This is a genomic window from Nitrosospira sp. TNL300 (assembly GCF_055385915.1).
In genome coordinates this window covers 2,465,298-2,490,233 of sequence record NZ_AP041005.1, presented here as the reverse complement: position 1 = coordinate 2,490,233, position 24,936 = coordinate 2,465,298, and the positions used below count along the sequence as shown (strand labels likewise).

Sequence of the window (24,936 nt, the reverse complement as noted above, 5' to 3'; positions counted from 1 at the left end):
TATTTGCTAATACTTCGATGAGATTTACTTGTTATGGTAAAAACTATTGTTGCAATTACTCTTGGCATCATACTGATTGGCTCTGGCAACGCTTCTGAAAAAAAACGTGGGACTCCTTTCGAAATTAAAGAATTTAGGCTAGGTATGAGCGAAGAGGCGGTTGTCTCTCGATTCGGTCAATCTCTGAAATGCGAACAATCAACCGATATCCCCGATAACCGAACATGCACAATCCACTTTCTCCGTGACGATTCAGAGTCAACCATGCGGACCTTAGCTAGTCGCTCCTGAAATACGGCCTAATCCTTATAGATATTAGCATTGAGGGGTATACAACGGCTGATGGAATTGCCAGAATTGGGAATATTTTCCCTGGATTTCTGGTGAATTCATGAAGCCGAAGAAGCAAGAGAGGCCTGCGTGTGATGACATGTTTCGCCTGCGTTTGCAACACATACTCGATCAACGGCATGCGTTGTATCGGCTGGCGGAGAAGATTGACTGGAATGCAGCAGAAGCGCGCTTTGGCAGGCTGTATGCCGAGGAAGGGCGTCCTGGTATTGCGATCCGGCTCATGGTGGGATTGCACTACCTCAAACACGCCTTTAACGAATCGGATGAAAGCGTAGTGGCACGCTGGGTAGAAAATCCTTATTGGCAATACTTCTGCGGGGAAGAATACTTCCGTCACACCTTGCCGATTGATCCGAGCCAGATGACGCGGTTTCGGCAGCGGATCGGCAAGCAGGGTTGTGAATTCATGCTTGCTCTTACGGTTAAGGCCGGACTTGAAACCAGGACCGTATCCAGAGCCTCGCTGGCCGTGGTAAATGTGGACACCACAGTGCAAGACAAAGCCATTGCATTTCCGACCGATGCCAGGCTCTACCACAAAGCCAGAGGCGCGTTGGTGAGAATGGCCAAAGGTATGGGCATTGGGCTTCGTCAGAGCTATGAGCGCTTATCCAAAGTAGCGCTAGCCAAACATGGGCGCTATGCTCATGCCCGGCAGATGCAGCGCGCCAAACGTGAACAGAAGCGGCTCAAGACCTATCTTGGACGAGTGATCCGTGACATCGAACGCAAAGTGGCGGCTGGGCAAATACCAGGGGAACAGGAACAGTCCAAGCTCAAGCGATTGCTGGAGGTTAGCCAGCGTATCCAGGCACAACAACGCCACGACAAAGGCAAGGTGTACAGCGTGCATGCACCCGAAGTCGAATGCATTGCCAAAGGCAAAGCCCACAAGCCTTATGAATTCGGCGTCAAGGTAGGAGTGGTCACCACCAGCAAGGAGAGCTTCGTCATCGGCATGCAAGCCTTACCCGGCAATCCCTATGACGGACACACGCTTAAAGCATCTTTGGCGCAGGCACGGCGGCTGACTGGACGGGTGCCCAGGCAAGTGTACGTGGATCGGGGTTATCGCGGTCATGGCATTGCTTCAGATCGGATAAAGGTATGGGTTGCCGGCGCCAAACGAGGTGTCACGGTACCCATCAGGAAGAAGCTAAAGCGCCGTAATGCCGTGGAGCCCGTAATTGGGCATATGAAAGCCGATGGGCGCCTGGCAAGAAACTTCCTCAAAGGTACAGCAGGTGATGCCATGAATGCTCTCTTGTGCGGTGCTGGGCACAATCTGCGTAAGATTCTGCGCCGAGTGGCGCTTTTGTACGCCTACATTCTGCAATGCCTGGAACATAAACAAAGTGAACACACCCATCAGTTCCTGATGCTTGTCCGCTAAAAACAGGTTTTTCAGGGACGACTAGCTAATGAACCCGTCATGAACTACTTTTTTTACTTTGATAATGAAAAACTCGGAAGAATGGTAGTTTGGTTTAATTCGTTCAATACCGATTTCATTGCATCTGCTGATTACGAAAATATTAGAGATGCGCTTACTGTTAAGTTCGGCAAGCCTAAAATATTAAAAAAACAATTTATTCATCGGAAAGCAGAAGAAGAAACTTGGGAGATAGCAATTTGGCGGCGACAAACACAAAGTATTCATTTAGATCAAAATATGCTGGCACAGGGGATAATTGAACTGAAACTTGATGAAGATGCCTACTCGAAAAAAGAGAAGGAATACTCTGACCGTCAGAAGTTAAAATCCGCAGAAGACCTATAGTCGTTAATGGTATTCCGTTTTGGTATATTTCATCACTCTTTGCAACTGAATCAACGACCATTGTCCACCTCTTGCCGTCCGTATGCCTAGCTGATTCAGTTACGCTACCATTGCCCTTTGTGACAGTTCATTAGCCTTAAACCCCTGAATTACTTCCACGCTGGTTTGAGTCTTCTTCAGATCAATATTACGCTTAACTTAGAACAATGGCATTATTATTTGCCCGGCGTTTTTGTTAATGCAGGATGCTAGGAACTTTGGTTAACGAGAGAAACACTACTATGAACACAAGTTTTAGCAAATCCTCTTCGATAAGCCCAGCCTTGAAGTCCAAGCAACTAATATCAACTCAGGGAAAGTATTTGTCTTCTAACATCCCGCATCAAGGATGGAGTTGCATTGGGGTTGAGGATTTAGGTAAAGATGATCACATCGAATGTCAAAAATGTAAGTTGAGGCAAATTCGCTATGCCCACCATCTAGAACATCCAGAGTATCCGGAAGTTCTAAAGGTTGGCTGCCATTGTGCAGCCAAAATGGAGGAGGATGCTGTTGCACCAAAAAAACGGGAAAAGACGTTGGCAAAACGAGCAAGTTGGATTGCCAGTGGATGGACACATGGTCCTCGTCGAGGAGTCTATAAGTGTTCAGATAAGTATGTAATTCATGTTTATAAGCAAGATGAAGGATGGAGGGTAACTATTGAAGCGAAAGAACTGCGGCAAGTAAAGGATGGCTTTGAAACCATAGAGAATGCCAAGTTATACGCCTTTAATTGCATATACCCATTAGAGGGAGTGAAGCCGCCTATTCGTAATTAACAAACTTACCTACGGTTTTAGTGGCAAGGAGAATTCGATTTCGCTTTATCTTGGATATTAAATTGCTTAGGGAGTTTATTTGGACTGGATCAACTGGACTATTAAAAACAAAGATTGGTTGTTCAGCGGGATTGCAATAGCTCTACCACTTGCGATTGGTGGGTGAATTTTTGGGGGTAGGAAAAATAAGGAAATTCAAAAAAACGGAAACAACTCCACTAATGTTCAGGCTAGCCAAATTGTTTTTCAAGAAGGTCTTAATTATTCCGAAGTAAGGCAAGTAGCTTTAGATTGATGTGCTCCCCATAAAACGTGCCATCTGGAATCTAGTAAAGTTTGTTTTTCCAGAGGAGAGCGAACGTGAAGAAGCGGTTTACGGATGAGCAGATTATTGGATTTTTGAAACAGGCAGATGGAGGTATTCCGGTTCGGGAATTGTGCCGTCAACACGGTTTTTCGGATGCCTCGTTCTACACCTGGCGCGCCAAGTTTGGCAGGATGACGGTGCCTGACGCAAAACGGTTGCGCGATCTTGAAGCAGAAAACGCACGGCTTAAGAAGCTATTAGCAGAATCTCTTCTGGATGCTGAAGCGCTGAAGGTTGCCTTGGGCCGAAAGCCTTAACTCCACAGGCCAGGCGTGAGGCAGTAACGGTGATGCTGGAGCAGACGCGAATCTCGCAGCGCCGGGCCTGCCTGCTTGTGGAGCTGTCACGTACGGTACTGAACTATGCACCCAAGGTGCAACCGGAGAATGAGCAGTTGCAGAGCCGAATGATTGAGTTAGCCTCTGCGCGTCGCCGTTTTGGCTATCGACGCATTCATGCTCTGCTGCGGCGCGAAGGCATTGAAGTCAATCACAAACGCATCTTTCGCCTTTACCAGGCTGCCGGACTGGCAGTAAAGCGCCGAAGGAAGCGATGTAGTGTAGCGGTTGAACGTGAGCCATTGCCGAGCCGGCCAAATGAGGTATGGTCAATGGATTTCATCAGTGATGCCCTGGCTAATGGTAGACGTATCAAGGTGTTGACCATCGTTGATGACTTCACCAAGGAATCCATTGATCTTGTGGCTGAGCATGGTATCTCGGGACAATACGTGGTGCGTGTACTGGAGCAAGCTGCACAGTTTCGTGGGTTTCCCCTGGCAATTCGCACTGACCAGGGACCGGAATTCACCTGCAAGGCGCTGGATCAATGGGCTTACCAGAATGGCGTTCAGCTCAAGTTGATCGAGGCAGGAAAGCCGACACAGAATGCCTATATCGAAAGTTTCAATGGCCGTTTTCGGGATGAGTGTTTGAACGATCACTGGTTTACCAGCCTGGCTGAGGCGCGGATTCGAATCTCGGCTTGGCGGCGCGACTACAACGAGCATCGACCTCACAGCGCACTAAATTACCTAACCCCGGCAGAATTTGCAGCTAGCTGCCGTATGCAAAACGAAGTCAACGGCTGCGAAAGAGAAAGTAGCTAATTTTTAAAGAACTTTACTAAAACGCCCTTGGCACTACTACCGGGGGCACATCAGGATACAGCTAGATCAAAAGTTTTCTTCAACTTCGTCTTCCATCATCTCATGAAGCAATTTTATTACGGCGGCTGTTAGGATCAAAAAATACCGTTTAGCTGGCGCTCCCCAAGCTCTCCAAGGATATCTGTCAATAATCAATCTCACAACTGGACTTCAGTACAGGTGCTGATGTGAATGAAAGGTTTTTGCGCGTGCAAAAATCCTTTTTGTCACTTTACTTCGACAAGCTGTAGCGTTTGAGCCATGCGTACAAACTATCTGGGAAACGCGTCCTGCTAGCCACCTCCGACGCCGCATGGCCCCTTTCGGGTGATCTGCTTCACCGTCTCAATCTTGAATTTTTCCGGATAATGCTTGCTGCTCATGGTTCCTCTTCATGCCTTAGTTCAAGGCTTCAGAGTGTCTACAGATCCAGGGAGAATTTAAGACCAGCTATACTGAAATTGTTTTGAACAAGAAAAATGATAGGACATGAACAAAGAAGAAAGCTTGGCACTTTATCGGAAAGGCAGCGAAGCTTGGAATATTTGGGCCAAGGAGATGTTAGCGCAGCGGACAAAGCTTGAGGAGACTGGACAGTGGATGGCAATTGGCCTTGTGGGAGCTAATCAGGCGACTAAAGATTGGCTTAATACTGTAAAGACTGATTTCTTTGGGCAAGATTTTGAGTCGTACGCAAATTTCCGGCATTTTGTATTTCCAGGAAACGTAAACCTCGATGGAGCGTCATTTAGAGCCGGTGTGGATTTTACAAAGGCGAAATTCATGAGCGAGGTATCTTTCCAAGAGACACAATTCATCGGAGGGGTATTGTTTTGGGATGCCGAGTTTGAGGGTTTTGCTGACTTCGCGAAAGCAGTGTTTTCTACAGAGGAAAGGATCGTAGAGGCAATGTTCGATAGGGCAAGCTTCAAGGATGTCCGGTTCTGGAATGTGATGTTTGATATTGTGTCTTTCGATGCAGTAAAGTTTACTAATGCTGATTTTAAAGATGTGGTAGTTAATATCAGTGCGAGGTTTGAGGAAGCAACCTTTTCTAGAGTGTCGTTTTTTACCAGAGTGACGTTTCGGCGAGTGGATTTCGGTCGAGCTGTCTTCGGTGGCCACACTAGCTTTGACCGAACCACTTTCAAAGATTCATCTTTTATAGCTGTGCAAGTGCAAGGTTTTTTTTTGCTTTTGAATGTGGTTTTCTCTTCGGTGCCAGATTTCAGGCAGGCGCACTTTGAGGAAGCACCTCAGCTTGACAAAGCACGTTTCTATAAGGAGCCTGTTAAAACTCAAGAGTTTTTCGGGATTCGACTGCCCGGTATTGATCCTGATATCACTGCACGATGGCGAGCATTAAAACGGCTTGCCATCCAAGGGCATGACTATGAACGCGAGCTGGATTTTCTGGCTGAGGAGGTCAAGTCAAGGCGCGGTGTTCTAGACCAATTTTTTCCGAATCCACTCAATCTCCTGACGAAGGACAAGCGCGTCTGGCCTGGTGGTGGTCGATGCTGGGCGGGCCTCTTCTATGAATGGTTCTCCGATTTCGGCCGCTCAATGTTGCGTCCGTTCTTGTATTGGGTGATCCTTACGATGGTCTCTGCATTCTATTTCCATTATCTCTCGGATGGATCTGGCTCTATTGCATGTTGTTCTGGCAGCGATCCCGTGACAGCTGCACTCTATCTATCTATTAGTAATGCCCTGGTAGTCTCAATCTCGGGACTCGGCCGTTCTGAAAAACTTTCGCAGAGCTATGCCTGTCTTTATGGAAAAAATGTTATGCCGGATGCAGTGGTATTTCCCAGCATCGCTCAGACAATCTTTTCAGCCATACTGATTTTTTTGTTTCTGTTGGCGCTGAGAAATTACTTCAAGATTAAGTGAGAAGTGGAGCTTCTGGCTCTCTAAGCTGACGATTTACTGGCTGTTTGGGCCATGCTAATAGATACGCCAGTAAGCTGCTTGCACGTAGACAGGAGATGCGTTATAGGGGTAACCGCAGCAAATAAATATTAAATCTATTTAAAATATCAATAACTAAGAATGGGTATTCGGTTGTCGCCGTCCATTAAATCATCCAAAGAAATCCGATACTATCCAAGAACCCGCTTAAGTGCGGGTTTTTTATTGCTTATTTGCGAACACCCCGCAATGGATGCAGTGAAACTTCTTCTCTTTGTGCTTGGGAGGATAGTGTTTTTGCATTTAGGTGGTAAAGCTTAGCAGTAGCATTCTACATTTGGGTTGCTGAGCGAACCCTATTGGGCTTTTGTACACCTGTCATTGAGTATGACACTTGGCGAAGATCATGCCTTTGGTGTCTTGTCTCTCCAATATTGCAGAACCTTCTCAGCAAGGGTAACTACTTCTATGCAAGAGGTTCCAAAGTATTCTTGGTACATCGGAGAAAGGTGTATAAACAATGAATCGTCGGAATAATCTTCCTTCACGTAGCCAGTTTTCACATAACGAGACTTTTCGACATCTTCTACAGATTGATGATGCTTGGCTGTAACTTCAAAGTGTTTGGCACCGTTGGCGATATGCGAAGTTACCGCAAGTAGCGGTAAACCGCGAAGTTTTTCACGTTTCTCCCTATCTTTAGAATGGTCCAGTCGATAATGTGTTCAGCGGTGACGAAGAAATCGAATGCTATGTATTGGTCTTGGGGCATTTCGGAGAGTCGCCTGAAATCGTGTTCAAGTTTCTGAACGAGGTCACATGGTGTCTTAAGCTCACCCAATCCCCAGAATTTACTCATCCTTGTGCTTGAAGCGTGGCGCATGCATTGGTATTACCGCGTTGATTGTATTACCTACCGCTATCATAGTAGTCGATGCGGTGCGATAAGCAATTCTACTGCACGTGTAGCTAATTACAGGGAGCAGGTCAGAACAGCCAGAGCAATCCGTGGGTAGTCGGTAGTCAATTGTAATCTTTCTGGACAGAATATAAGTGATGGCAAAATGTATCCCACGGCTACGAGTACCGGCGCGAGGATACACCCGACTGACGAGGATATAGGAAACTTCTGGAGTGGTTAAATGGAAAGAGAGGAGTGGCGGGAAAAACTGAGCAAGGCTCAAACGCAGGAGGAGTTTTCGGAACTGTTCGACCCTATAGGGGCAGCAACTGGAGCCGAGATCAGAACCGAAGCCAGCGACTTTTTTATCATGGAACAAAAGACGATTTTTTCGCATTTTACCTCGACCACCCGAACGGCAAAGACCAAGGCTGGCTAAGGCGCGCTGAGGCGTCTAGCCTAGCTAAAGGAAAGAATTAAAATGTATCAGGCTCCATCAACCTGGAGCATCGGAAACGCCGAATATCAATCCTGGTTCATGTAAAGGAGTAAGCCGTGGAAATCGATGAACAACATAATGCCGCCCTGGCTAAAGTGGCGGAAATGGTTGGTGATGCCAAATTCGCGATGTTGACGACCAAGGAAAAAGACGGGACCTTGCGTAGCCGCCCCATGGCTACGATGCAACTGGACAGCGAAGGCAACCTCTGGTTTTTTACTTCCCTGTCATCCCCAAAAATCGAGGAAGCGCAACCGGACCAGCAAGTCAATCTCTCCTACGCTCGTACCGATAAATACGACTATCTTTCCATATCCGGGGCAGCGGAGCTGGTGCACGACAAGGAGAAGATGCAGACTTTATGGTCTCCATGGCTCAAGCCCTGGTTCCCAAAGGGCTTGGATGATCCGGATCTCGCTTTGCTCAAAGTCAGCATCATAGCAGTCGAATATTGGGATGCGCCTGACAGCGCTACTGCGCGGGCATACGGACTCGTGAAAGCGCTGGTGACAGGTGATACCGATGCATTGGGGGAACATCACAAACTGGATGTAAACGAGGAATAATCGGAGCAGCTGTTGAAAACTCATGGCCTCCTGTGAAACCAAGGATCATAAGTTACCAAGGATTGTATAGCCACTGAGGCTAGCCTTATTTGCAACAGAGCGCAACGCTCACTGCGTGGAGGACTCGCGATGCCAGATGCACCTTCATCTCTTAAGTTCCCCGCCCCAACGTCCGAAACGTCTTGCGCAAGCTCCCACACGGATATCAGAAGTTGGCAAAGTTTGACTCAGTTTGCTGCCATGCCTTTTACGCTACAGCATCAATCTGCTTGTGCCTTCAATGACCTCATCCAGCGTTCCTGAGCTGCCATCCCTGTCTTCAGTCACTATTTTCTCTATAGAATAGAAGTGGATGGAAAAAACTATCCCTGAGACCGACAGCACTGGCAGGGCGGATACATCCGCCTGATGAGGGATTGAAAAGAGGGCATAAAACTTCTGGAGGCGGTCCAATGGCTTTCGACGAGGAAGAATGGAAGAAGAGGATGCGGGCGGCGAAAACGGGTGACGAGTTGGCAGCGATAGTGATGGAATTGCCGGATCGTGGACCACCGATAACGCCGGACCATCCCGATTATTTTTTCATGGAACCCATCATTACGCCTGAGCTTTTAGGCCATATCGACAAAACTAAGAGGACATAGGCGAGCACAACTGGAGGTACATGGGTACGCATTTTCTTGGAGGGGGTTCGATGGCTTTCAATCAAAAGGAGTGGATGGCAAAGATGGACAAGGCGCAAACAACGGAGGAAATAACAGCGCTGATAATGGAATTGCCGGATGGGCCGCGAGAGAGCGAGGAAGGCTGCGAGAGCAGTATGGCGGGGAAGGGGAATGGATCAGTTAAAAACTGTAGACAAGATATTCCTGGAAACGAATACGAGCCAGAAGATAAACGGGAATTGTACTTGCTTGACGGCAGGACACCGGTCCGCTGCTATGACGAGCGGGACGTGTATTTCTACATTCCGGTTTACGGGAAGATAGGAAATGACTGCATAAATGGGATACAGATCACGACAATGTTTGTATTCATGGATTACCGATTTTACGAGGACAGGACTCACTGGTTTGGAACAGATGGTCCGCTACTTTTTGAAACAAAAGTTTATGCCAAAGTGCCGGGCGTGGAGGTGAAGTATGTCCCCATGTTTTGCAGTACTTGGGAGGAAGCTGAGCAGATGCATCAAATGGCAGTAGAGCGGGTACGTACAACGCCCCTAGAGATACTAGCGCATGTCTACTCGCATATCTACGACGTTTGATAAAGATGTTTTGGTGTTCGCGCAGAAGGAGTGAGTTAGGCTGCTTGACGAACAAAAAGCTTTTTCTCTTATATATACCAGCAATTATCAGGTTGGTTGCTGTTGTACCTGGAAATGGCGATTTATAGGAAACAAAATGTGCGGACGCTTTGAGCAATCGGAGGTGCGACGGTACTATGCTGTCGCTCTCGGTGTTGGCACGAGCAACAACATGGATTGGCTTGGCGATGCCGAGTGGAGATACAACGTCTACCCCCCACTCTGTCCGGGGATGGTCATGCTCCACAAAGGAGAGCCCGTATTTATCGGAAAGAAGTGGGGCTAACCCCGAAGCACTCAAACCTGATTCACATCCTCTTCCATAAGCAGCGGATATCATTTAAACGCGTTTACAGCTTCTCTGTTACGTTATTGGAACCGAAGAGCATCCCAAAATACCGAGAAAAAATAATTTATTGCGGGGCTTTTAAAAGCTTTAAAGTTTTGCCGAATAAATCATCATTTAATTTAGCGTGGCGAAGCTTTATCCTTATGCCATCGCGCCCATCAGGTATCTGCATAGACAGGGCGATATCGCCGGACGTAATAGCCATTTGAACAAAGTGTATTTTATCTAAGGGAGAGGAAATATGGCGGATAACGAACAAAAACACCAACTTGTTCCAGTACAACCGCGAGAAACCAAACCGAAAGAAACCGTGACGCGGGTTTATGAGATAGACGGCGTCAGATACGTGGAGACTCAAGAATTCGGTTGCCAGCTGGTTAGTCGGGAGAGAAAAAGACCTCAAGTCACTATTGATAACGGAAGGCAAATCTTGGGGGAGAAGTTTGTCCCTTTGCACTCCAAAAGGTCGGGGTTATTTGAATACAAAGTCTTCTGGTGCCTCCAATCCGCTAGAGATGATCAGGGACGAAAGATCAGCAAAACACAACTATTCAGAAATTTATTCCTAAGTTAAGGAATTGATGAATGTTTTAAAGTTTGGCTGGCAGTTATAAAACGTGAATTTTAGGAATCTGGCTCGATTCCAAAAACAGAATTGAATGGCTGGGGAGTGCCCTCTGGCACACTCCCTCATCACGTTATACTCCCCAACCTGGAACCCCAAGTAAACCCCCAAAACTCAAGCTGATCGGTTTTAAAAACCTTTAAAATCAGAGGGAAACCACGTTGAATGGGAGGTTGTAGATTCTCGCCGCCTCTACTAATTAAAAGACTATCCTTGAGGTGGTTTTTTAATTTCAGAGTATCCAATCGCCGACCGATAGGATGCAACTGTTATCATTCGATCCTTGCCGAACTTCTACTTTTGCCCCCGTAAGTGCATTTTTTTTCAATTTCCGATCAATCGAATTTGCCTCCCTCGATTTGAATCATCATTTAATTTATCGATCTGATCCAAAAAAATACTATGAATCTCGTCATTTCGGGCTTGACCTGGAATCCAGCCCCGACCAATAATGGCGTGCTTTGAACATCACTGGAAACCGGCTTCCGCCGGTATGACATTCGTACTGTTTGCTCGCCGAATTAATAGCTTGGTGAACTTTATAGAATCCTCGCAAGGAAACCCGCGACTTCAGTCGCGGGAGGAATTGCGTAATTGTTACAAGGTTCAGGTATTTCTTGTAAAATGCCTGAATGGAAGTTAAACGTGCCTACAAATTCCGGTTTTACCCGACGCCGCAGCAAGCGGAAGTTCTTGCCAGAACGTTCGGCTGCACGCGTTTCGCCTACAACCACATGCTTCGCCAGCGCACTGACGCATGGTTTCAGCGAATGGAGAAGGTCAACTACAACCAGACTTCTGCGATGCTCACGGCACTCAAGAAAACTCCTGAGCATGCCTGGTTGAATGAGGTTTCCAGCGTCCCGGTACAGCAATCCCTGCGGCATTTGCAAACCGCTTTTTCCAACTTCTTTGCCAGGCGCGCCGGATACCCGGCATTCAAGCACAAGGACGGCGCCCAGGCGGCTGAGTACACGACTAGCGCGTTCAAATGGGACGGCAAAGCACTGAAGCTGGCGAAGATGGACAAATCCCTGAATATCCGCTTCTCGCGCACCCTCCCGAAAGCGGTTGTCGTTTCCACCGTCACAGTCAGCAAGGACACGGCCAACCGCTATTTCGTGTCCATGCTTTGCACGGATCAAGTCACCGCCAGGAACAAAGCAGTCGGAAAGATTGGCATTGACCTGGGCCTGACTCACTTCGCCATCCTCTCGACCGGCGAAAAGGTTGCTTCGCCCAACACATTCCGCAGGAATGAAACCAGACTGGCAAAGCTGCAACGCAGGCTGGCGAAAAAACAGAAAGGCTCCACGAACAGGCGCAAGGCCAGGTTGAAAATAGCCCGGCTGCACGCGAAGATTACCGATTCGCGCAGGGACTTCCTGCACAAACTTTCGACACGGCTGATAAACGAAAACCAAGTGATCGCTATCGAAAGTCTCGCTGTCAGCAACATGCAGAAGAACCGCTGCCTGTCGAAGTCAATCAGCGATGCAGGCTGGTCTGAATTCGTGCGGCAGCTTGAGTACAAGGCGCACTGGTATGGACGCGAACTGATCGGCATTGACAAATGGTATCCCTCGTCAAAACGCTGCTCCGGGTGTGGACATACCGCAAAGGCCATGCCTTTGAAAGTGCGCGAATGGACTTGCCCTGAATGCGGCAGTGTCCACGACCGCGACATCAATGCAGCGCGTAACGTTTTGGCCGCCGGACTGGCGGTGTCAGCCCATGGAGAAACTGTAAGTCCTGTTTGCATGTAAATGTAGAAGGCAAGGTTCTGTGAAGTGGGAATCCTCCGTCTTCAGACGGGGGAGGATGTCAACCTTATGCCTCGCGAGTTGTCGCACTCCTTGGTATCTGCACAGAAAAGCGCGCGATGCCGCAGGACGTAATAAGCTATTTGAACAAAGTGTATTTTTATCTAAGGGAGAGGGAGGAGATATATGGCCAAAGAACAGAAACATGAACTTGTTCCAGCACAACCGCAAGAAATCAAACCGCAAGAAATCAAACAGGAAGAAGCCGTAACACGAGTTTATGAGATAGGTGGTGTCAGATACGCGGAGACTCAAGAATTCGGTTGCCAACTGGTTAGTCGGGAGAGGGATAGGCCCCAAGTCACCGTTGATAACGGAAGACAAATCCTGGGGGAGAGTTTTGTCCCTTTGCACTCCGAAAGGTCGGGATTATTTGAATACAAAATCTTCTGGTGCCTCGAATCCATTAGAAATGATCACGGGACAAAGGACCAGCAAAACAGGGCTGTTCAGAAGTTTATTCATAAGTTAAGGAATTCATAAATGCCTTAAAGTTTGGTTGGCAGTTATAAAGCGTGATATTGCAGGAATCGAATCGAAGTTTCAAAGCAGGAATCAAACAGACTGAACGAGTTTGCTTCGGCTCGCTTCAACCCGCTGATGAGCAAGGCTTTAGAAGAAGAATAGCCATAGGTAGACGAGTCCGCTGACCACCGATAGAAACGGCAGCGAGAACGCATGAAAAGTCAGCCAGGCTCCGCTGTCATGGGCCATGCGGAGTGCAATGATGTTGGCAAGCGACCCCAATATGAAACCAAAGCCTCCGACATTTACTGCATAGGCGATTAATCGCCAATCATTCGAGTACTCAGCCAATAGGATCGCAGTCGGCACGTTACTGATGAGCTGAGAAATGGCAATGCCGGTAAAGTAAAGCTGCTGAGAATCACCCAATTTCAACTGCTCGATAAGCGCATGCACAGTCGGTTCTTGCGCAATCAGCCGCATGTCGACGAACATGAGCATGAATACTAGGATCAGCGCCCAATCGACCCGCGCCAGCACCCGGCGATGGGCAACGAGGAAGATCGCAAGCACCAGGACCGCTGCTGCTTCGGCCTGTTGTGCATCAATCGATGCCAGAAACGGAAAATACAAAGCCAGGGACAGGTACAGGAGCCTCTTGTTCAGAGGAGGCAGATCGGTATTATCTCTGATGGCGATGCGGCGGCCAGTAAACGTATAAGCGGTAAGCAGGAGAAGCGGAAGAAGAAAAATTAAGGCGAGTGGCAGCATGGCGCCAACATACTGATAAAACGGGATCTGGTGAAGTTGTGAGAGAAATAGATTCTGTGGGTTTCCAATCGGGGTTAGAGTGGATCCGGCATTTACTGCAAACGCTTCGAAGATGATAAGCCGCGTTACCGGTACCGTACTTACCGCACGCAGGCCTACGGTCAGAGGGACAACAATGAATAGCGCAACGTCGTTGGTGAGCAGGGTCGACAGGAGTGCCGCCGTAAGCACAAGAAACATGGCTACAGCCCGGTCGGTGGGCATTCGCAAAATGAGGCGCTCGCCTAGATGATGCAGGTAGCCAGAGAGTTCCACGCCTTTCGTGAGCATCAGCAGGCCAGTCAGTGCGGCGATGGTTGACCAATCCACCAGGCTGGGATAAATGAGAAATTGACCGGGTTTCGTTGCGGTTAGCAAGGCGAGAAGCACTAAGAGTGCCCAGAAAAAATAATCCTTGCGAAGCACTTGCAGTGGAGAAAGGACGGCTATAGCCTGGTCGTCCATTTTTTCATACACCGTTAAGAGTAGGCGTGATAGGTGCCGACGCAGTCAAGTAAAAGGAGGCAGTTGGAAGCGACGGAGCGTCCATGCTTGCAGCATTGCCTCCACGGAAAGCTACCAACGAAGACGAAAATGAGATTGATTTAATATCTCGGCCATTCTATATGACAAACAGCTATTCGGAACACAAGTATTAAATTCTAACCATCGACTCCGTTGGCTGAAACCGATCAGAGACAACTTTAGTAAGAGACATTTGAGGCCGAAATCCATAGAGCTGCTGGGTCTCTGCAATTGCAACATTGCCAAGAATCAGAAGCATGACTAACACCATTTTTCATATCAAGCCCAGGCCCTGCTATCAGGCGTTGCGGTACTCAAAATTCACGGTGGAAGTTAATTTGCGAAGTTAGTACATCAGCAAAAGTCACGTAAGATCATCAAGCATTTCCGCAAATGGTTATCTGGCTTCTGCCGGCCGAGATTGGCTGCCCGGCCTTACTTATGGTTTTATGATTAACGAGGCTTCGCCAATGCTGGAAAAAGTGGTTGCAGGGAGGCAAGACTGCTGCCAACGGCTGTTGCTTCAAGCGAGCGTCCGTATTGATTTTCAGTGCCATAACCGCTTGCCGCAAACGGCCCGCCTATGCTGATATGGGAGGCGGCCACGTAAGCGGCTTCTTTAGGCAATCGCACATTAGCCCCATTATCAAGAATGACGATCTTGGGTTCGCCGTGCTTGCCCGTGATAACCTGCTGAATTTTACCGGCAGTGCTTATTTCCTTGAGCCCGACCGCGCGCAAGTGTTTAGGCATGGGCCTTTCATTCCACGATGGCTCGTGCCTTAGCAGAACCTGGTTCGACTCCATGTTGGTGATAGAGTATGTCTCGAAGCTTGCCCCGGCTTCGGGCGTGCCTTGCAAAGTCACGCTATCACCCGGTTTGACCAACTCCGTCACATTGCTCGACATATGAGGTGGCGTTTTTGCCAGCGTGCCATTGTCAAGGATCAGTCCGTCAATTTCTCCAAATGGATTGATGAGGTAGGCAGCCACCTTGCCTTGCAGGCTGATTACCGGTTGCTGGGCATAGACAGCAGGTGCGACTACAAGTAACCCTGCCAACAGAGTGGAAATAAAACGACCGCGATCGATTTGCATGATGTCTCCTGATTTATGGTTGATTGATGGGTTTTCCCATCCTTTATTGGAGCAACTAACATGCCATATATAATACCTACAAAGAACAGCAGGTTAGAATGGAGCACTTCTTTATATATGTCCGGTCGCCGGACGGCGGGACGTCTGCATTGCAGACATCAATCCAGGCCGTATTCCTTCAGTTTGGCGTACAGCAGTTGCCGATGAATACCGAGCCGGCGGGCGGCCTCAGCACGATTATTCTGGCTCTCATTCAATGCCCGCCGAATCATGGCCCGCTCAAGTCCTGATATCGCGTCGGGGAGTGGAAGTTGCAGAAGATCTGCTGTAGAGATATCGATTCCTTTGGAAGGACCCAGCAGCGTGCTCACATCACTCTTGGCTATGGTCGTTCCACGCACTGTGACACATGCACGTTCGACCAGGTTGCGTAACTCCCGCACGTTTCCAGGCCAGGTATACGCACGGAGCAAATCCAGCGCATCGTCCGAAAGGTGCTTTTCCGAATGCGAAAAATGCGCCAGAAAATGATTGACCAGTGCTGGAACATCTTCGGGTCTTTCGCGTAATGAAGGCACACGTATCGGTAAGACGCTCAGGCGGTGATAGAGGTCTTCACGGAAATGGCCGTTGCGCACCCGCTCCCCAAGGTCGCGATGAGTTGCCGCGACAAGCCGAACATCAGCACTTTCCTCTTGCGCCGCACCCACGGGGGTATAGCGCCTGTCTTCGATCACCCGCAACACCTTCGCCTGCATGGCTAATGGCATATCGCCGATTTCATCCAGAAGCAGCGTGCCTCCTCGCGCCTGGCGGAAACGTCCGGCACGGTCGACGACAGCTCCAGTGAATGAGCCTTTTACATGCCCGAACAACTCACTTTCGAGCAATTCCGCAGGAATCGCGGCGCAATTGACGGCAATAAAAGGCGCTTCCGCTCGCATGCTTGCTCCATGCAGCAGGTGCGCCAGCACTTCTTTGCCACTGCCAGTTTCGCCAGTGAGCAGAACGGTCACATTGCTGACTGATGCCAGTCCAATGAGCTTGAGCGCTTCACGCATTGGCGCCGAATTACCGATCACTTCGCCCGGTTCGATGGCAACTTTTAATGGCGCTGCTATATCCGCTCCTTTGCTCGATCGCAGGGCCCGTTCGATAGCATGCGCAAGATCGTTGCGCCCCACCGGCTTGAGCAGGTGATCGAATGCGCCGAGTTTGATAGCTTCGACAGTGCCTGCTGCTGTCGCGAAAGCAGTCAGCATGATGACGGGCGGAATGTGTCGCTTGAGTTCTCTCATCCGTCGCAGGAATTCAAGCCCATCAGCGTCCCCGAGACGATGGTCGAGGATAATCAGATCGACCTGCGATTGTTCCAGCGCATTCAGTCCCGTCCGGCATGAGCCAGCCTCGTAGGGTACGTGACCGAGATCATGCACGGTTTCCGCCAGTCCTTCACGGAAAGCGGTGTCATCGTCGACGATCAGGATTCTTGCCATGGCAATTCGATTTCAAACACGGCGCCTCCTGAGGCCCGGTCAAGCAGCCGTAATGTTCCGTTATGAGCGCGGACAATATCGCGAGCCGCCACCAGTCCAAGCCCTATACCCCCCTGGCGCACGCTTGCAAAGGGTTCGAACAGCTGGTTCCGGAGTTCTGATTGAATTCCTGGACCGGTATCCGCCACCCGGATTATCAGGCTGTGCACGTCCCTCAAGGCCATTACCTGCACCGTGCCTCCCGTTGGCGTATGTTGAAGCGCATTCTGGATGAGATTATCCAATGCTTCCGCCATTAGAACCGGGTCGAAGCGCCCATGGTTTACCGATGATTGACCAATCAGTTCAACATCAGCGTTCTGCGCTTGCTCGACATGCAAGCTGAGCGTTTCTTTCAGCCATCTATCGATATCGACCTCTTGGACTTCCGGTTTGATGGAGCGGACCAACGAAAGCAGGCGAGTTAATAATCCTTCCAAGCGGCCGATCTGGGCTAATATCTTAACCAACGCGGGTTCGCGTCGTTCGGCTTCTCCAGCCAGCGCATTTTCCGCCTTAAGGCGCATTGCCCCCAGTGGATTACGAATTTCATGCGCCAGACCGGCAACCATGCGCCCTATGAATGCACTTCGCTCGGCTTGTCGCAAATCCCGCTCAAGACCCGAGGACCGCTCTAGCGCCGATTTGATCCGGACATTAAAAGCATTGAACGCATTCACGATTCGATCCAGATCGGGATAACCCGTCGCCGTTATCACTTGCCCACTTTCAGGAGCCGATCTGGCGACGTTGGTCGCGATGGAGTCAAGAGCGCGTGACCAGCGGCGCAGAACGATAATGTGCCAGGTACCGACGGCAAGAATCACTGCGGCAAGTACGCCTAGAGTAAATGCGGAATGTTCCGCAGCACGAGTCGCTTGTACGTCAATGCGTGTCATAGTCCACGCGACGTAGTGTGAAGTGAGTGCGCAGGCGGCGAGAATGCGCAACTCCCGCTCGCCCGCCCGCTGATCGGAAACGAGATAGTTTCCTGTCAACACTTCCCGCGTGATTTTAGCGATATGCGCCTGCTCGGCTGGAGGGGTATCTTTTTTCGGGCCGCCTTCATAAGAGGGAAAGGCGTATGCGACGAATCCTTGCTTATCGCCCCAAACGCCGCCCTCTATACCGGGCGCCCGCGATAATAGCAATTCCAGCACCACGTTGGCCAGGTCGAGGCGGAATCCTTCCTCTTTGCCAGGGGCAGAGGTGAGATATAGGGACCGGATTTCGCTACATGCCTGCTCCACTGCTTCCTGTGTCTGGGAAGCTTGGCTGTGTAGGCCTTGGCTGTACAATCCATAAGCATTGATCCCAATCACTATGCACGCTGCGACAACCAACAACATAAGAATGATGATGTTGTGGTGGAGAGTTGATGAACCGAGCTTACGCGTCATCTCATGCTGTCAGCATCTTCGGTACGGCAAGAAAAGCGGCTGCCGATCATCCAAATGGTATATGCAACAAAAGCTCGGGTACTCGCTGGGCGGCTTGATGAAGAAGCTTGGGATATCGCGTTTCGTATCCCTTCAGTAAAGCGTTTCGATGGATTTCATTTTTATATTAATGAAAGGTGCCTGTTCTGTAGGTCTGGGGCACGGTCGCCACACAGGCACCCAGGTAAATGGATGCTGAAACGAGAAAATAGAGTCTTGATACGGGACATATCCTTCTTTCTTCTATTGTAGACAAAAATCAGCGGGACGACTGCTTTCTCGTCAAGACGCAGTTCCTGGCATCAGGACGGCTCGCTGTCGCGATCCAACAAGGTCGCCGGTCCTTTCAATGCGGCATCTCGATCAGGTATCGATCGATCACCTGTAAATGATCATCCATGCGATAACCAAGCGGTATTGACGGATTGATGCCGTGGCGCTTTATGGTGACGCCATCTCGCGTGATTGCTTCATCAACCTGCAGGCCCGTCGCAGGTTCAAGTCATAGTGGCCCAGTGCGCCAGTCGCTCTTGTTGGGCGGAAGTGTCTACAGGTATTTCCGCTTCAGGTACGCAACGAAAGGTTTCGACGATAAGTCATGACCGGTCACATGGCGGATCAGTTCTTGCGGGAAAAAGCTTGAGCCGTACTGATAAATGTTGTCCTTCAGCCAGGAATGAAGGGTGTTGAAATTTCCCTGCATCATCGCCTCCGGAATTTCCGGATGGACCTCAAGAGCAGCCTCGAAGCACTGGGCGCTAAAGAGATTTCCGATCGTATAGCCTTGGAACATTCCGCCGACGCCCCCGTAATACCAATGGACATCCTGAAGGCAGCCCTGAGCATCGGACGACGGGCGTACGCCAAGGTCAGCCTCATACCGGTCGTTCCAGGCCACAGGCAGATCCTTCACTTGGAGTGAGCCATCCAGAAGCTGCGATTCGATGTCGAAGCGGATCATGACGTGGAGGTTGTAGGTCACCTCATCGGCCTCGGTGCGAATCAACGATGGTTCCACGCGATTAATGCCGCAATAGAATTCTTCCAGCGAAACATCCCCAAGAGCCTCTGAAAAGCAGGTCTGAAGGTGGGGATAAAAATATGTCCAGAATTCCCGGGACCGGCCAACCTGGTTTTCCCACAGCCGGCTTTGACTCTCGTGAATACCGGCGGAAGTGCCGTGACCCAGAATAGTGCCATCCAGGCTTGGCGAAAGCCCCAGTTCGTAAAAGGCATGACCGGACTCATGAATGGTGCTGAAAATGCCATCACAGAGATTCGTCTCACTGATTCGGGTGGTGATGCGTACATCTCCGGCGCCAAGCTTTGTCATGAACGGGTGGTGGGTGAGGTCCTGCCGCCCCCGATTGAAGTCATAACCGATATTCCTGGCAAGCCAGTTCAAAAACTCCAATTGCCGGGACTTGGGATAGGCCCGTGACAAAAAATCGGTTCGTGGCTTGCTGCGAGACGACAACTCCCGGACCAATGGTACGAGATCACGCCGAAGGTCAGCAAAAAGCGTCTTGAGACCTGTCGTGGTCATGCCAGGGTCAGCGTCTTCGATGTGCGGATCCATCGGATGCGCCCACGCGGTTTCCCCGGTATTGAAGAAATCCGAGAGGGCGCGTGAGTATGCGACTGTCTTTTCCAGAAAGGGCGCGACGACATTGAAATCGTTCAATTTTCGTGCATGAACCCAAACTTCGTAGGTCTCGGCCATGTGCTGAAAAAATTCGGCCTTGAAACCGGAAGGGATTTTCGAGGCGCGGAGAAACTGCCGGCGGGCCAGGCGTAGGAACGCCCGATCGTCTGTAGACAGCATTGCATCGGGCAATGCCCCTGTTTCCTCCAGAAGCCCGGCCAGATCGGGGTCGATGAGTTTTTCGTGAGCGGCCTTTTCGACCGTGGCTATCATACGGCCCCGGGAGGCTGTTCCGTCCTGAGGCATATGGGTGGACATATCCCAATGGAGCACGGAAACAGTTCGCCTTAGGTCATCGATTTCCGCAAACCGGTCCTTCAAAGACTGGAGGGCTGGATGCATGGCAGCACTGTCCTTTCTAAGTGAGAAGCGTTCAGGAAAAATAAAAGCTTTTTTTCATGGAAATGAAAGTACATGGAAATGGCTAAAGGCGCAATCGGGTGAAACAGGACAAGCAAAATAGGGTGTGCGCAGCAGGCGAAGGTTCAAACCATTGGGAAGCAAAGACAAGAGGTGCGAAGAGGCTGAATATCCCAAACGTTTTTCATAACTTGACAACAACCATCTGTTAACATATTCTTCACAAAAATATAACAAAAAACTCACAAAACTGAGGGAAAGACGGAATCGATCCGTTATATGACTAAGTTGAGCTGTCCGCTGCAAAGCGGGTTTCTTCGTTTCTAAGACTGAATAACTTCTTTGAGGAAAAAATGTTTGAATTGATTGAGTTTTTGAAGCCTGCTCTTTTTGGAGCCCCATTGATGACCGTGCTGTACGGAATCGTGCAGATATGGGAGGAAACCCCGGATCAGTCTACCTGAGTAGATATTCGAGAAGGTATGCACGTACCTCGCAGGAAGCATATTCCTGGTGATGCCAGTCGAGTATGCCTGCCTCGCCTGTATCTATCGCTTTATGCTGTCCCCGAGCCTGGAGTTCAAATCTCCTTCAAATCCAGGCTCCTCTGATTTTCAATCCTGAAAACAGGGAAAATAATATCCTGGATAGAAATGAAATCCGTCCAATTTTCCCCTGCATTTTGCAACTGTCGATCGACAGCCACCATTGGAATGCCGGATCTGGCCTGCTGATTATCTGCTGATTAAGGGAAGGGCTTCAACAGAAGCCCTTCAAGCTGAAAACCCGGCGTTCAGACTGCTGCTTCGGCTGGTGGAGTGCCAGGTACGCTTTTCCCAGTCGACTCTGTCATATCGGCAATGATGGCGGCTGGTGCGTTTTTTTTGACTGATTCTATTCCGCCATCCCGCGCTTTTTCCGTCTCATAGGATTCGCTGGTGCCAATCACCTGATTGTTGCCTGATTTGAGATTGAACCTGTATTTGCCGCTTTCAGTGGTTTTCCGTTCATACCGGACGTCATCCGGCGCATTTTTTCGGGCAGACTCCACTCCGTTCATGCATCCCGCTCTGGCCTTGTAGCCTTCACTGGCAAGAATGGTTTGTCCATTGGTGGCTTTCAATCTGAACCGAAACTCACCTGCCTTATCTTTATAAATCTCGAATTTTGCGGCCATGAAATTTCCTTTCGTATTAAATATGTTGAGCCGTATCAGCCCCTTGGTCCTTTCGATTCTTTCACGAGCGGCAGCATCCGTACGGCTTGCGAGCTGCCGCATTGTTTAACGCAGAGAAAGAGCTGGCGTTGACCTGCTATCATCCAGGAACACCTGCCATTCAAGAGAGATTGAAAAGAACATCTGTGCGGGCAGCCAGGATAGGAATCAATGACAAAGCAATTTAGAATGCGGTCTATTGGTTGCTATTGCTTGAACGAAGGCGGTTTGCTTTGTTTGGCTTATTGCATTGGTTGATGCATGGGGTGAATTGATGTTAATGAACCTGTCATTAAACTTCCAACTTATTGACGATGACGCATAACAAAACAGTCCCACAGGTCAAAGGCGATTTTCTGCTGGGTAATTTAAGGCAGATGGCTGCGAATCCCCTTCAAGCTTTTTATGACTGGCACCGAGATTATGGGGACCTGGTCAGCTTCAGATTGGCTACCCGCCAATTTTATTTATTCAGTCACCCAAAGCTGATTGAACAAGCCTTGATCAGGCAAAGCGATATTTTTAAAAAAATCTACAATCCTGAGAGACCAACCGGTATCGCGTTGATTTTAGGTCAGGGATTAGTAACAAGTCAGGGCGATTTATGGCAAAGACAACGGCAGTTGATGCAGCCCGTTTTCCAGAGAAGTAATGTAACCACGCTGCTGCCGCTAATGGTTACCGCTGGCAACAATATGTTGAATCGATGGCGGCAGCTGGGTGAAGGTGCACACCTCAATCTCTCTAATGAAATGACGCGGCTTACGTTGGAAGTCATCACCCAGACCATGTTCAGCACCAGTGTGCTCGACAAAATAGAGCATATCTCTCCCTCTCTGGATACTTTGCTTCGCTATGCCATTAAAAGCATCGTGAATCCTTTGACTCTTCCGTTATATGTGCCCACCCCCGCGAATCAAAAATTCAAACTGGCGTTGGGAACAATCGATGATGTCATTTACGGAATCATCGATCAACGCCGTGCCGCCCCGTCAGGGCAGAATGACCTGCTGGATATGCTGTTAAAAGCACGCGATGACAGCAGCGGCGAGAAGATGACCGATAAGCAGATTCGCGATGAAGTTCTTACCATTTTTAGCGCAGGCCATGAAACGACCGCGAACTTGCTAAGCTGGACCTTGTATTTACTAACCCGGCATCCGGATATACTTGCCAGAGTGCGTCAGGAACTTGACGGTTTGCTGCAAGGAAGAATCCCGAACGCCGAGGATTTGCAGCAGCTTGCTTATACCAGAGCCGTGCTCAGTGAATCGATGCGCCTCCGTCCACCTGCTGGCTTCTTGCTGCGTAAAGTTAATAAGGATACTGAGGTTGATGGGTATCTTTTAAAGGCTGGCAGGTCTGCGATATTCAGTATTTATAATCTTCATCATCATGCCGATTTCTGGCAGCAGCCTAAGCAGTTTGACCCTGACAGATTTTTATTGCCTCAAAAGAAGTATTCGTTCATACCTTTCGGTACAGGTGAACGGATCTGTATCGGTAGTCATTTTGCGTTAATGGAAAGCCAGCTTTTGCTAAGCATGATAGTTCAGCACTGTGATTTACAGTTGCTTGATCCGAATGAAGTCGAGATTGAGATGGCTGTAACCCTGCGACCTAAAGGTGGAATTCCGGTCCGCATAAACTGGCGATGAAGTGGCGATAAAATAAATCTTCAGTTCCGCAGCTCTGGCTATCGGAGGGTAATGACGATGCAAATACGGGGAAATACACGGAATTATTCACCGATCCGGCTCGTGATTCACGGGGGTGCTGGAGCCGTTAAACCCAGCGGCCAGCGGCACGAACGCGAGCAGGCTTACATGGAAGCGCTCGCACAATCGCTGATCGCCGGCCATGCGGTGCTTGCAGCGGGCGGCAGCAGCATCGATGCGGTGATTGCCGCAATTGCGGTGATGGAAGACTGTCCCTTGTTCAATGCCGGCAAGGGTTCCGTGTTCACTCATGATGGTCGCAACGAACTGGAAGCTTCAATCATGGAAGGGTCCGCTCGTGCGGCAGGCGCGGTTGCGGGGGTGGCGACGATTCGCAATCCGATTCGCGCCGCACATGCGGTAATGACGAAAAGCCCGCATGTGATGCTCATCGGTCAAGGTGCGGAAATCTTCGCTGCAAAGCAGGGTCTGGAAATCGTGGACCCGTCCTATTTCTATGCCCAGTACCGGTGGAATCAATTGCAGAAAGCTATCGCTAAAGAAAGTATTCTGCGCGATCATGATGCTGGTCTGGATACACTGCCGGACGAGGATGAAAAGCACGGAACCGTTGGCGCCGTAGCGCTGGACCGCTATGGCAATCTGGCGGCCGGCACGTCGACCGGTGGGCTCACGAACAAGCACTCCGGCCGGGTAGGAGACTCATCCATTATTGGCGCTGGAACCTACGCGGACAATCGCTCGGTTGCGGTATCCACGACTGGCACAGGCGAAATGTTCATTCGTACCGCTGCCGCTTTCAACACAGCAGCGCAGGTGCGATTTCTGCATACCCCGCTTACCGAGGCAGCCGATAACACGCTGGCGGAAATCGCTGCGATGGGTGGAGATGGCGGACTGATCGTACTGGATGCGGACGGCAACTATACGATGCGTTTCAACACTGGCGCCATGTTTCGCGGCACAATCGGGGAGGATGGCATAGCACGGACAGGTATTTTTTCCGGACCTGAAACACCGGTTATGTCGAGTTGACAGGCTGCCGATCTTTCGAGTCCAGCTTCTCATTTTTCCTCATGCGCAAGAATCTGGATAATTCGTCAGGATGAGCGAGTGCCGAAAACAACCATCGGGGAAGAAAAAGGTGCCTGGCTGATCTATACTTCCAGAGGTGAGTCTCGGCGTAATACAGGTCAGAGTATTGATAGATGCGCTGTAAGGCTCTGCTGCTGCTGTCAGTGAAATTTATTTCAATAGACTTTGTGGAGGTTATGTCATGAGATATATACCAGCAAGTTTTGCCATCGGTGTTTTGGGCGTTCTTCTGGCAACCCCGGTGATTGCCGATCATCACACTGCCCAGGCGATCGAACATGCCGCGATGGCAAAGGCACATGGCGAGGACGGTCACGCAAAAGTGCTGCTCAAGCACGCGGAAGAGAGTCTGGGTCATGCTCAGGCGGCGGAGAAACAGCACGCCGAACAACATAAGCATATGACAGACTCCATCAAGGAACTGAAGCAGGCAATCGAGCATGCCAAAGCAGGGCACGCTGACATTGCCACCAAGCACGTTGACGAAGCCCTGATGCACATGCGCAAGTCAACAAGCGATTAGACCGGGGATCAGGCTTGATTGATTCTATCCCCGG

23 protein-coding genes are annotated in these 24,936 nt (G+C 49.7%); 16 read left to right on the top strand and 7 right to left on the bottom strand.

Going from position 1 to position 24,936, the window contains the following annotated elements:
• Window positions 1-391: 391 nt before the first annotated feature.
• The 10 genes from ACZ5BW_RS11390 (at window position 392) to ACZ5BW_RS11345 (ending at window position 9,941) form a co-directional block, all read left to right on the top strand.
• Window positions 392-1,747 carry an IS5 family transposase gene (locus ACZ5BW_RS11390; protein ID WP_464540020.1) on the top strand — a complete coding sequence of 452 codons (1,356 nt, stop codon included), beginning with the start codon at window positions 392-394 and terminating at the stop codon, window positions 1,745-1,747.
• 39 nt (window positions 1,748-1,786) lie between these two features.
• A complete protein-coding gene (locus ACZ5BW_RS11385; RefSeq protein ID WP_464540018.1) occupies window positions 1,787-2,134 on the top strand; it encodes a hypothetical protein in 348 nt (115 codons plus the stop codon).
• 281 nt (window positions 2,135-2,415) lie between these two features.
• On the top strand, window positions 2,416-2,955 hold the full coding sequence (locus ACZ5BW_RS11380) for a hypothetical protein (RefSeq protein ID WP_464574147.1): 540 nt from the start codon (window positions 2,416-2,418) through the stop codon (window positions 2,953-2,955).
• Between the two features lie 360 nt (window positions 2,956-3,315).
• Window positions 3,316-4,430 (top strand): IS3 family transposase gene (locus ACZ5BW_RS11375; RefSeq protein WP_464540014.1). Its coding sequence is split into 2 segments (ribosomal slippage): window positions 3,316-3,574 and window positions 3,574-4,430, totalling 1,116 coding nucleotides; the frame shifts between segments, so codons are not numbered across the junction.
• 528 nt (window positions 4,431-4,958) lie between these two features.
• Window positions 4,959-6,365, top strand: a complete 1,407-nt coding sequence (locus tag ACZ5BW_RS11370; RefSeq protein ID WP_464540012.1) for a pentapeptide repeat-containing protein — start codon at window positions 4,959-4,961, stop codon at window positions 6,363-6,365.
• 1,160 nt (window positions 6,366-7,525) lie between these two features.
• Entirely contained in the window at window positions 7,526-7,723 is a 198-nt protein-coding gene (locus ACZ5BW_RS11365) for a hypothetical protein (protein WP_464540010.1), read from the top strand.
• Between the two features lie 116 nt (window positions 7,724-7,839).
• Window positions 7,840-8,349, top strand: a complete 510-nt coding sequence (locus tag ACZ5BW_RS11360; RefSeq protein WP_464540008.1) for a pyridoxamine 5'-phosphate oxidase family protein — start codon at window positions 7,840-7,842, stop codon at window positions 8,347-8,349.
• 452 nt (window positions 8,350-8,801) lie between these two features.
• A complete protein-coding gene (locus tag ACZ5BW_RS11355; RefSeq protein ID WP_464540006.1) occupies window positions 8,802-8,993 on the top strand; it encodes a hypothetical protein in 192 nt (63 codons plus the stop codon).
• 50 nt (window positions 8,994-9,043) lie between these two features.
• The gene (locus ACZ5BW_RS11350) at window positions 9,044-9,616 is read left to right on the top strand and encodes a hypothetical protein (protein WP_464540004.1); all 573 of its coding nucleotides are present in this window, start codon (window positions 9,044-9,046) and stop codon (window positions 9,614-9,616) included.
• Between the two features lie 136 nt (window positions 9,617-9,752).
• Window positions 9,753-9,941 carry a hypothetical protein gene (locus ACZ5BW_RS11345; protein ID WP_464540001.1) on the top strand — a complete coding sequence of 63 codons (189 nt, stop codon included), beginning with the start codon at window positions 9,753-9,755 and terminating at the stop codon, window positions 9,939-9,941.
• A 127-nt stretch (window positions 9,942-10,068) separates the two neighbouring features.
• On the opposite strand, the gene ACZ5BW_RS11340 is transcribed toward ACZ5BW_RS11345, so the two are convergent.
• Window positions 10,069-10,269 (bottom strand): hypothetical protein, encoded by a 201-nt coding sequence (locus ACZ5BW_RS11340; RefSeq protein WP_464539997.1) that lies wholly within the window; start codon window positions 10,267-10,269, stop codon window positions 10,069-10,071.
• Between the two features lie 992 nt (window positions 10,270-11,261).
• Here ACZ5BW_RS11340 and ACZ5BW_RS11335 point away from each other — a divergent pair.
• On the top strand, window positions 11,262-12,395 hold the full coding sequence (locus ACZ5BW_RS11335; protein ID WP_464539995.1) for an RNA-guided endonuclease TnpB family protein: 1,134 nt from the start codon (window positions 11,262-11,264) through the stop codon (window positions 12,393-12,395).
• Between the two features lie 183 nt (window positions 12,396-12,578).
• Window positions 12,579-12,935 carry a hypothetical protein gene (locus ACZ5BW_RS11330; RefSeq protein ID WP_464539993.1) on the top strand — a complete coding sequence of 119 codons (357 nt, stop codon included), beginning with the start codon at window positions 12,579-12,581 and terminating at the stop codon, window positions 12,933-12,935.
• A 129-nt stretch (window positions 12,936-13,064) separates the two neighbouring features.
• Here ACZ5BW_RS11330 and ACZ5BW_RS11325 read toward each other — a convergent pair whose 3' ends face one another.
• The 5 genes from ACZ5BW_RS11325 to ACZ5BW_RS11305 all read right to left on the bottom strand — a co-directional run bounded on the left by ACZ5BW_RS11325 (window position 13,065) and on the right by ACZ5BW_RS11305 (window position 20,371).
• Window positions 13,065-14,192, bottom strand: a complete 1,128-nt coding sequence (locus ACZ5BW_RS11325) for an SLC13 family permease (RefSeq protein WP_464539991.1) — start codon at window positions 14,190-14,192, stop codon at window positions 13,065-13,067.
• A gap of 513 nt (window positions 14,193-14,705) precedes the next feature.
• Window positions 14,706-15,350, bottom strand: a complete 645-nt coding sequence (locus tag ACZ5BW_RS11320; RefSeq protein ID WP_464539989.1) for a hypothetical protein — start codon at window positions 15,348-15,350, stop codon at window positions 14,706-14,708.
• Between the two features lie 158 nt (window positions 15,351-15,508).
• The gene (locus ACZ5BW_RS11315) at window positions 15,509-16,846 is read right to left on the bottom strand and encodes a sigma-54-dependent transcriptional regulator (RefSeq protein WP_464539987.1); all 1,338 of its coding nucleotides are present in this window, start codon (window positions 16,844-16,846) and stop codon (window positions 15,509-15,511) included.
• Window positions 16,831-18,285, bottom strand: a complete 1,455-nt coding sequence (locus tag ACZ5BW_RS11310; RefSeq protein ID WP_464539985.1) for a sensor histidine kinase — start codon at window positions 18,283-18,285, stop codon at window positions 16,831-16,833. The genes ACZ5BW_RS11315 and ACZ5BW_RS11310 overlap by 16 nt, the downstream gene beginning before the upstream one ends.
• Window positions 18,286-18,871: 586 nt before the next feature.
• Complete coding sequence (locus ACZ5BW_RS11305; RefSeq protein WP_464539983.1) at window positions 18,872-20,371, bottom strand: carboxypeptidase M32; 1,500 nt, start codon at window positions 20,369-20,371, stop codon at window positions 18,872-18,874.
• Here ACZ5BW_RS11305 and ACZ5BW_RS11300 point away from each other — a divergent pair.
• Complete coding sequence (locus tag ACZ5BW_RS11300) at window positions 20,370-20,492, top strand: hypothetical protein (RefSeq protein WP_464539981.1); 123 nt, start codon at window positions 20,370-20,372, stop codon at window positions 20,490-20,492. The genes ACZ5BW_RS11305 and ACZ5BW_RS11300 overlap by 2 nt on opposite strands.
• Before the next feature lie 690 nt (window positions 20,493-21,182).
• Here the strand turns inward: ACZ5BW_RS11300 and ACZ5BW_RS11295 are convergent.
• The gene (locus ACZ5BW_RS11295; RefSeq protein WP_464539979.1) at window positions 21,183-21,566 is read right to left on the bottom strand and encodes a YegP family protein; all 384 of its coding nucleotides are present in this window, start codon (window positions 21,564-21,566) and stop codon (window positions 21,183-21,185) included.
• Between the two features lie 353 nt (window positions 21,567-21,919).
• On the opposite strand from ACZ5BW_RS11295, the gene ACZ5BW_RS11290 reads away from it, so the two are divergent.
• From ACZ5BW_RS11290 to smbP, 3 genes are all read left to right on the top strand, one after another.
• Window positions 21,920-23,263: a cytochrome P450 gene (locus ACZ5BW_RS11290; protein WP_464539976.1), complete on the top strand. Its 1,344-nt coding sequence runs from the start codon at window positions 21,920-21,922 to the stop codon at window positions 23,261-23,263.
• 51 nt (window positions 23,264-23,314) lie between these two features.
• Window positions 23,315-24,319, top strand: coding sequence for an isoaspartyl peptidase/L-asparaginase family protein (locus ACZ5BW_RS11285; RefSeq protein WP_464539974.1), 1,005 nt, complete (start codon window positions 23,315-23,317; stop codon window positions 24,317-24,319).
• A 241-nt stretch (window positions 24,320-24,560) separates the two neighbouring features.
• The gene (gene smbP, locus ACZ5BW_RS11280) at window positions 24,561-24,902 is read left to right on the top strand and encodes a small metal-binding protein SmbP (protein WP_464539972.1); all 342 of its coding nucleotides are present in this window, start codon (window positions 24,561-24,563) and stop codon (window positions 24,900-24,902) included.
• Window positions 24,903-24,936 lie beyond the last annotated feature (34 nt).

What these genes read in the sequence shown, in the direction of transcription:
- ACZ5BW_RS11325 (WP_464539991.1), bottom strand. Translation starts at nt 14,192, where the DNA reads ATGGACGACCAGGCTATAGCCGTCCTTTCTCCACTGCAAGTGCTTCGC.
- ACZ5BW_RS11305 (WP_464539983.1), bottom strand. Translation starts at nt 20,371, where the DNA reads ATGCATCCAGCCCTCCAGTCTTTGAAGGACCGGTTTGCGGAAATCGAT.
- ACZ5BW_RS11350 (WP_464540004.1), top strand. Translation starts at nt 9,044, where the DNA reads ATGGCTTTCAATCAAAAGGAGTGGATGGCAAAGATGGACAAGGCGCAA.
- ACZ5BW_RS11355 (WP_464540006.1), top strand. Translation starts at nt 8,802, where the DNA reads ATGGCTTTCGACGAGGAAGAATGGAAGAAGAGGATGCGGGCGGCGAAA.
- ACZ5BW_RS11335 (WP_464539995.1), top strand. Translation starts at nt 11,262, where the DNA reads ATGGAAGTTAAACGTGCCTACAAATTCCGGTTTTACCCGACGCCGCAG.
- ACZ5BW_RS11295 (WP_464539979.1), bottom strand. Translation starts at nt 21,566, where the DNA reads ATGGCCGCAAAATTCGAGATTTATAAAGATAAGGCAGGTGAGTTTCGG.
- ACZ5BW_RS11365 (WP_464540010.1), top strand. Translation starts at nt 7,526, where the DNA reads ATGGAAAGAGAGGAGTGGCGGGAAAAACTGAGCAAGGCTCAAACGCAG.
- ACZ5BW_RS11310 (WP_464539985.1), bottom strand. Translation starts at nt 18,285, where the DNA reads ATGACGCGTAAGCTCGGTTCATCAACTCTCCACCACAACATCATCATT.
- ACZ5BW_RS11320 (WP_464539989.1), bottom strand. Translation starts at nt 15,350, where the DNA reads ATGCAAATCGATCGCGGTCGTTTTATTTCCACTCTGTTGGCAGGGTTA.
- ACZ5BW_RS11290 (WP_464539976.1), top strand. Translation starts at nt 21,920, where the DNA reads ATGACGCATAACAAAACAGTCCCACAGGTCAAAGGCGATTTTCTGCTG.
- ACZ5BW_RS11345 (WP_464540001.1), top strand. Translation starts at nt 9,753, where the DNA reads ATGTGCGGACGCTTTGAGCAATCGGAGGTGCGACGGTACTATGCTGTC.
- ACZ5BW_RS11385 (WP_464540018.1), top strand. Translation starts at nt 1,787, where the DNA reads ATGAACTACTTTTTTTACTTTGATAATGAAAAACTCGGAAGAATGGTA.
- ACZ5BW_RS11330 (WP_464539993.1), top strand. Translation starts at nt 12,579, where the DNA reads ATGGCCAAAGAACAGAAACATGAACTTGTTCCAGCACAACCGCAAGAA.
- ACZ5BW_RS11370 (WP_464540012.1), top strand. Translation starts at nt 4,959, where the DNA reads ATGAACAAAGAAGAAAGCTTGGCACTTTATCGGAAAGGCAGCGAAGCT.
- smbP (WP_464539972.1), top strand. Translation starts at nt 24,561, where the DNA reads ATGAGATATATACCAGCAAGTTTTGCCATCGGTGTTTTGGGCGTTCTT.
- ACZ5BW_RS11380 (WP_464574147.1), top strand. Translation starts at nt 2,416, where the DNA reads ATGAACACAAGTTTTAGCAAATCCTCTTCGATAAGCCCAGCCTTGAAG.
- ACZ5BW_RS11390 (WP_464540020.1), top strand. Translation starts at nt 392, where the DNA reads ATGAAGCCGAAGAAGCAAGAGAGGCCTGCGTGTGATGACATGTTTCGC.
- ACZ5BW_RS11285 (WP_464539974.1), top strand. Translation starts at nt 23,315, where the DNA reads ATGACGATGCAAATACGGGGAAATACACGGAATTATTCACCGATCCGG.
- ACZ5BW_RS11315 (WP_464539987.1), bottom strand. Translation starts at nt 16,846, where the DNA reads ATGGCAAGAATCCTGATCGTCGACGATGACACCGCTTTCCGTGAAGGA.
- ACZ5BW_RS11300 (WP_464539981.1), top strand. Translation starts at nt 20,370, where the DNA reads ATGGCAGCACTGTCCTTTCTAAGTGAGAAGCGTTCAGGAAAAATAAAA.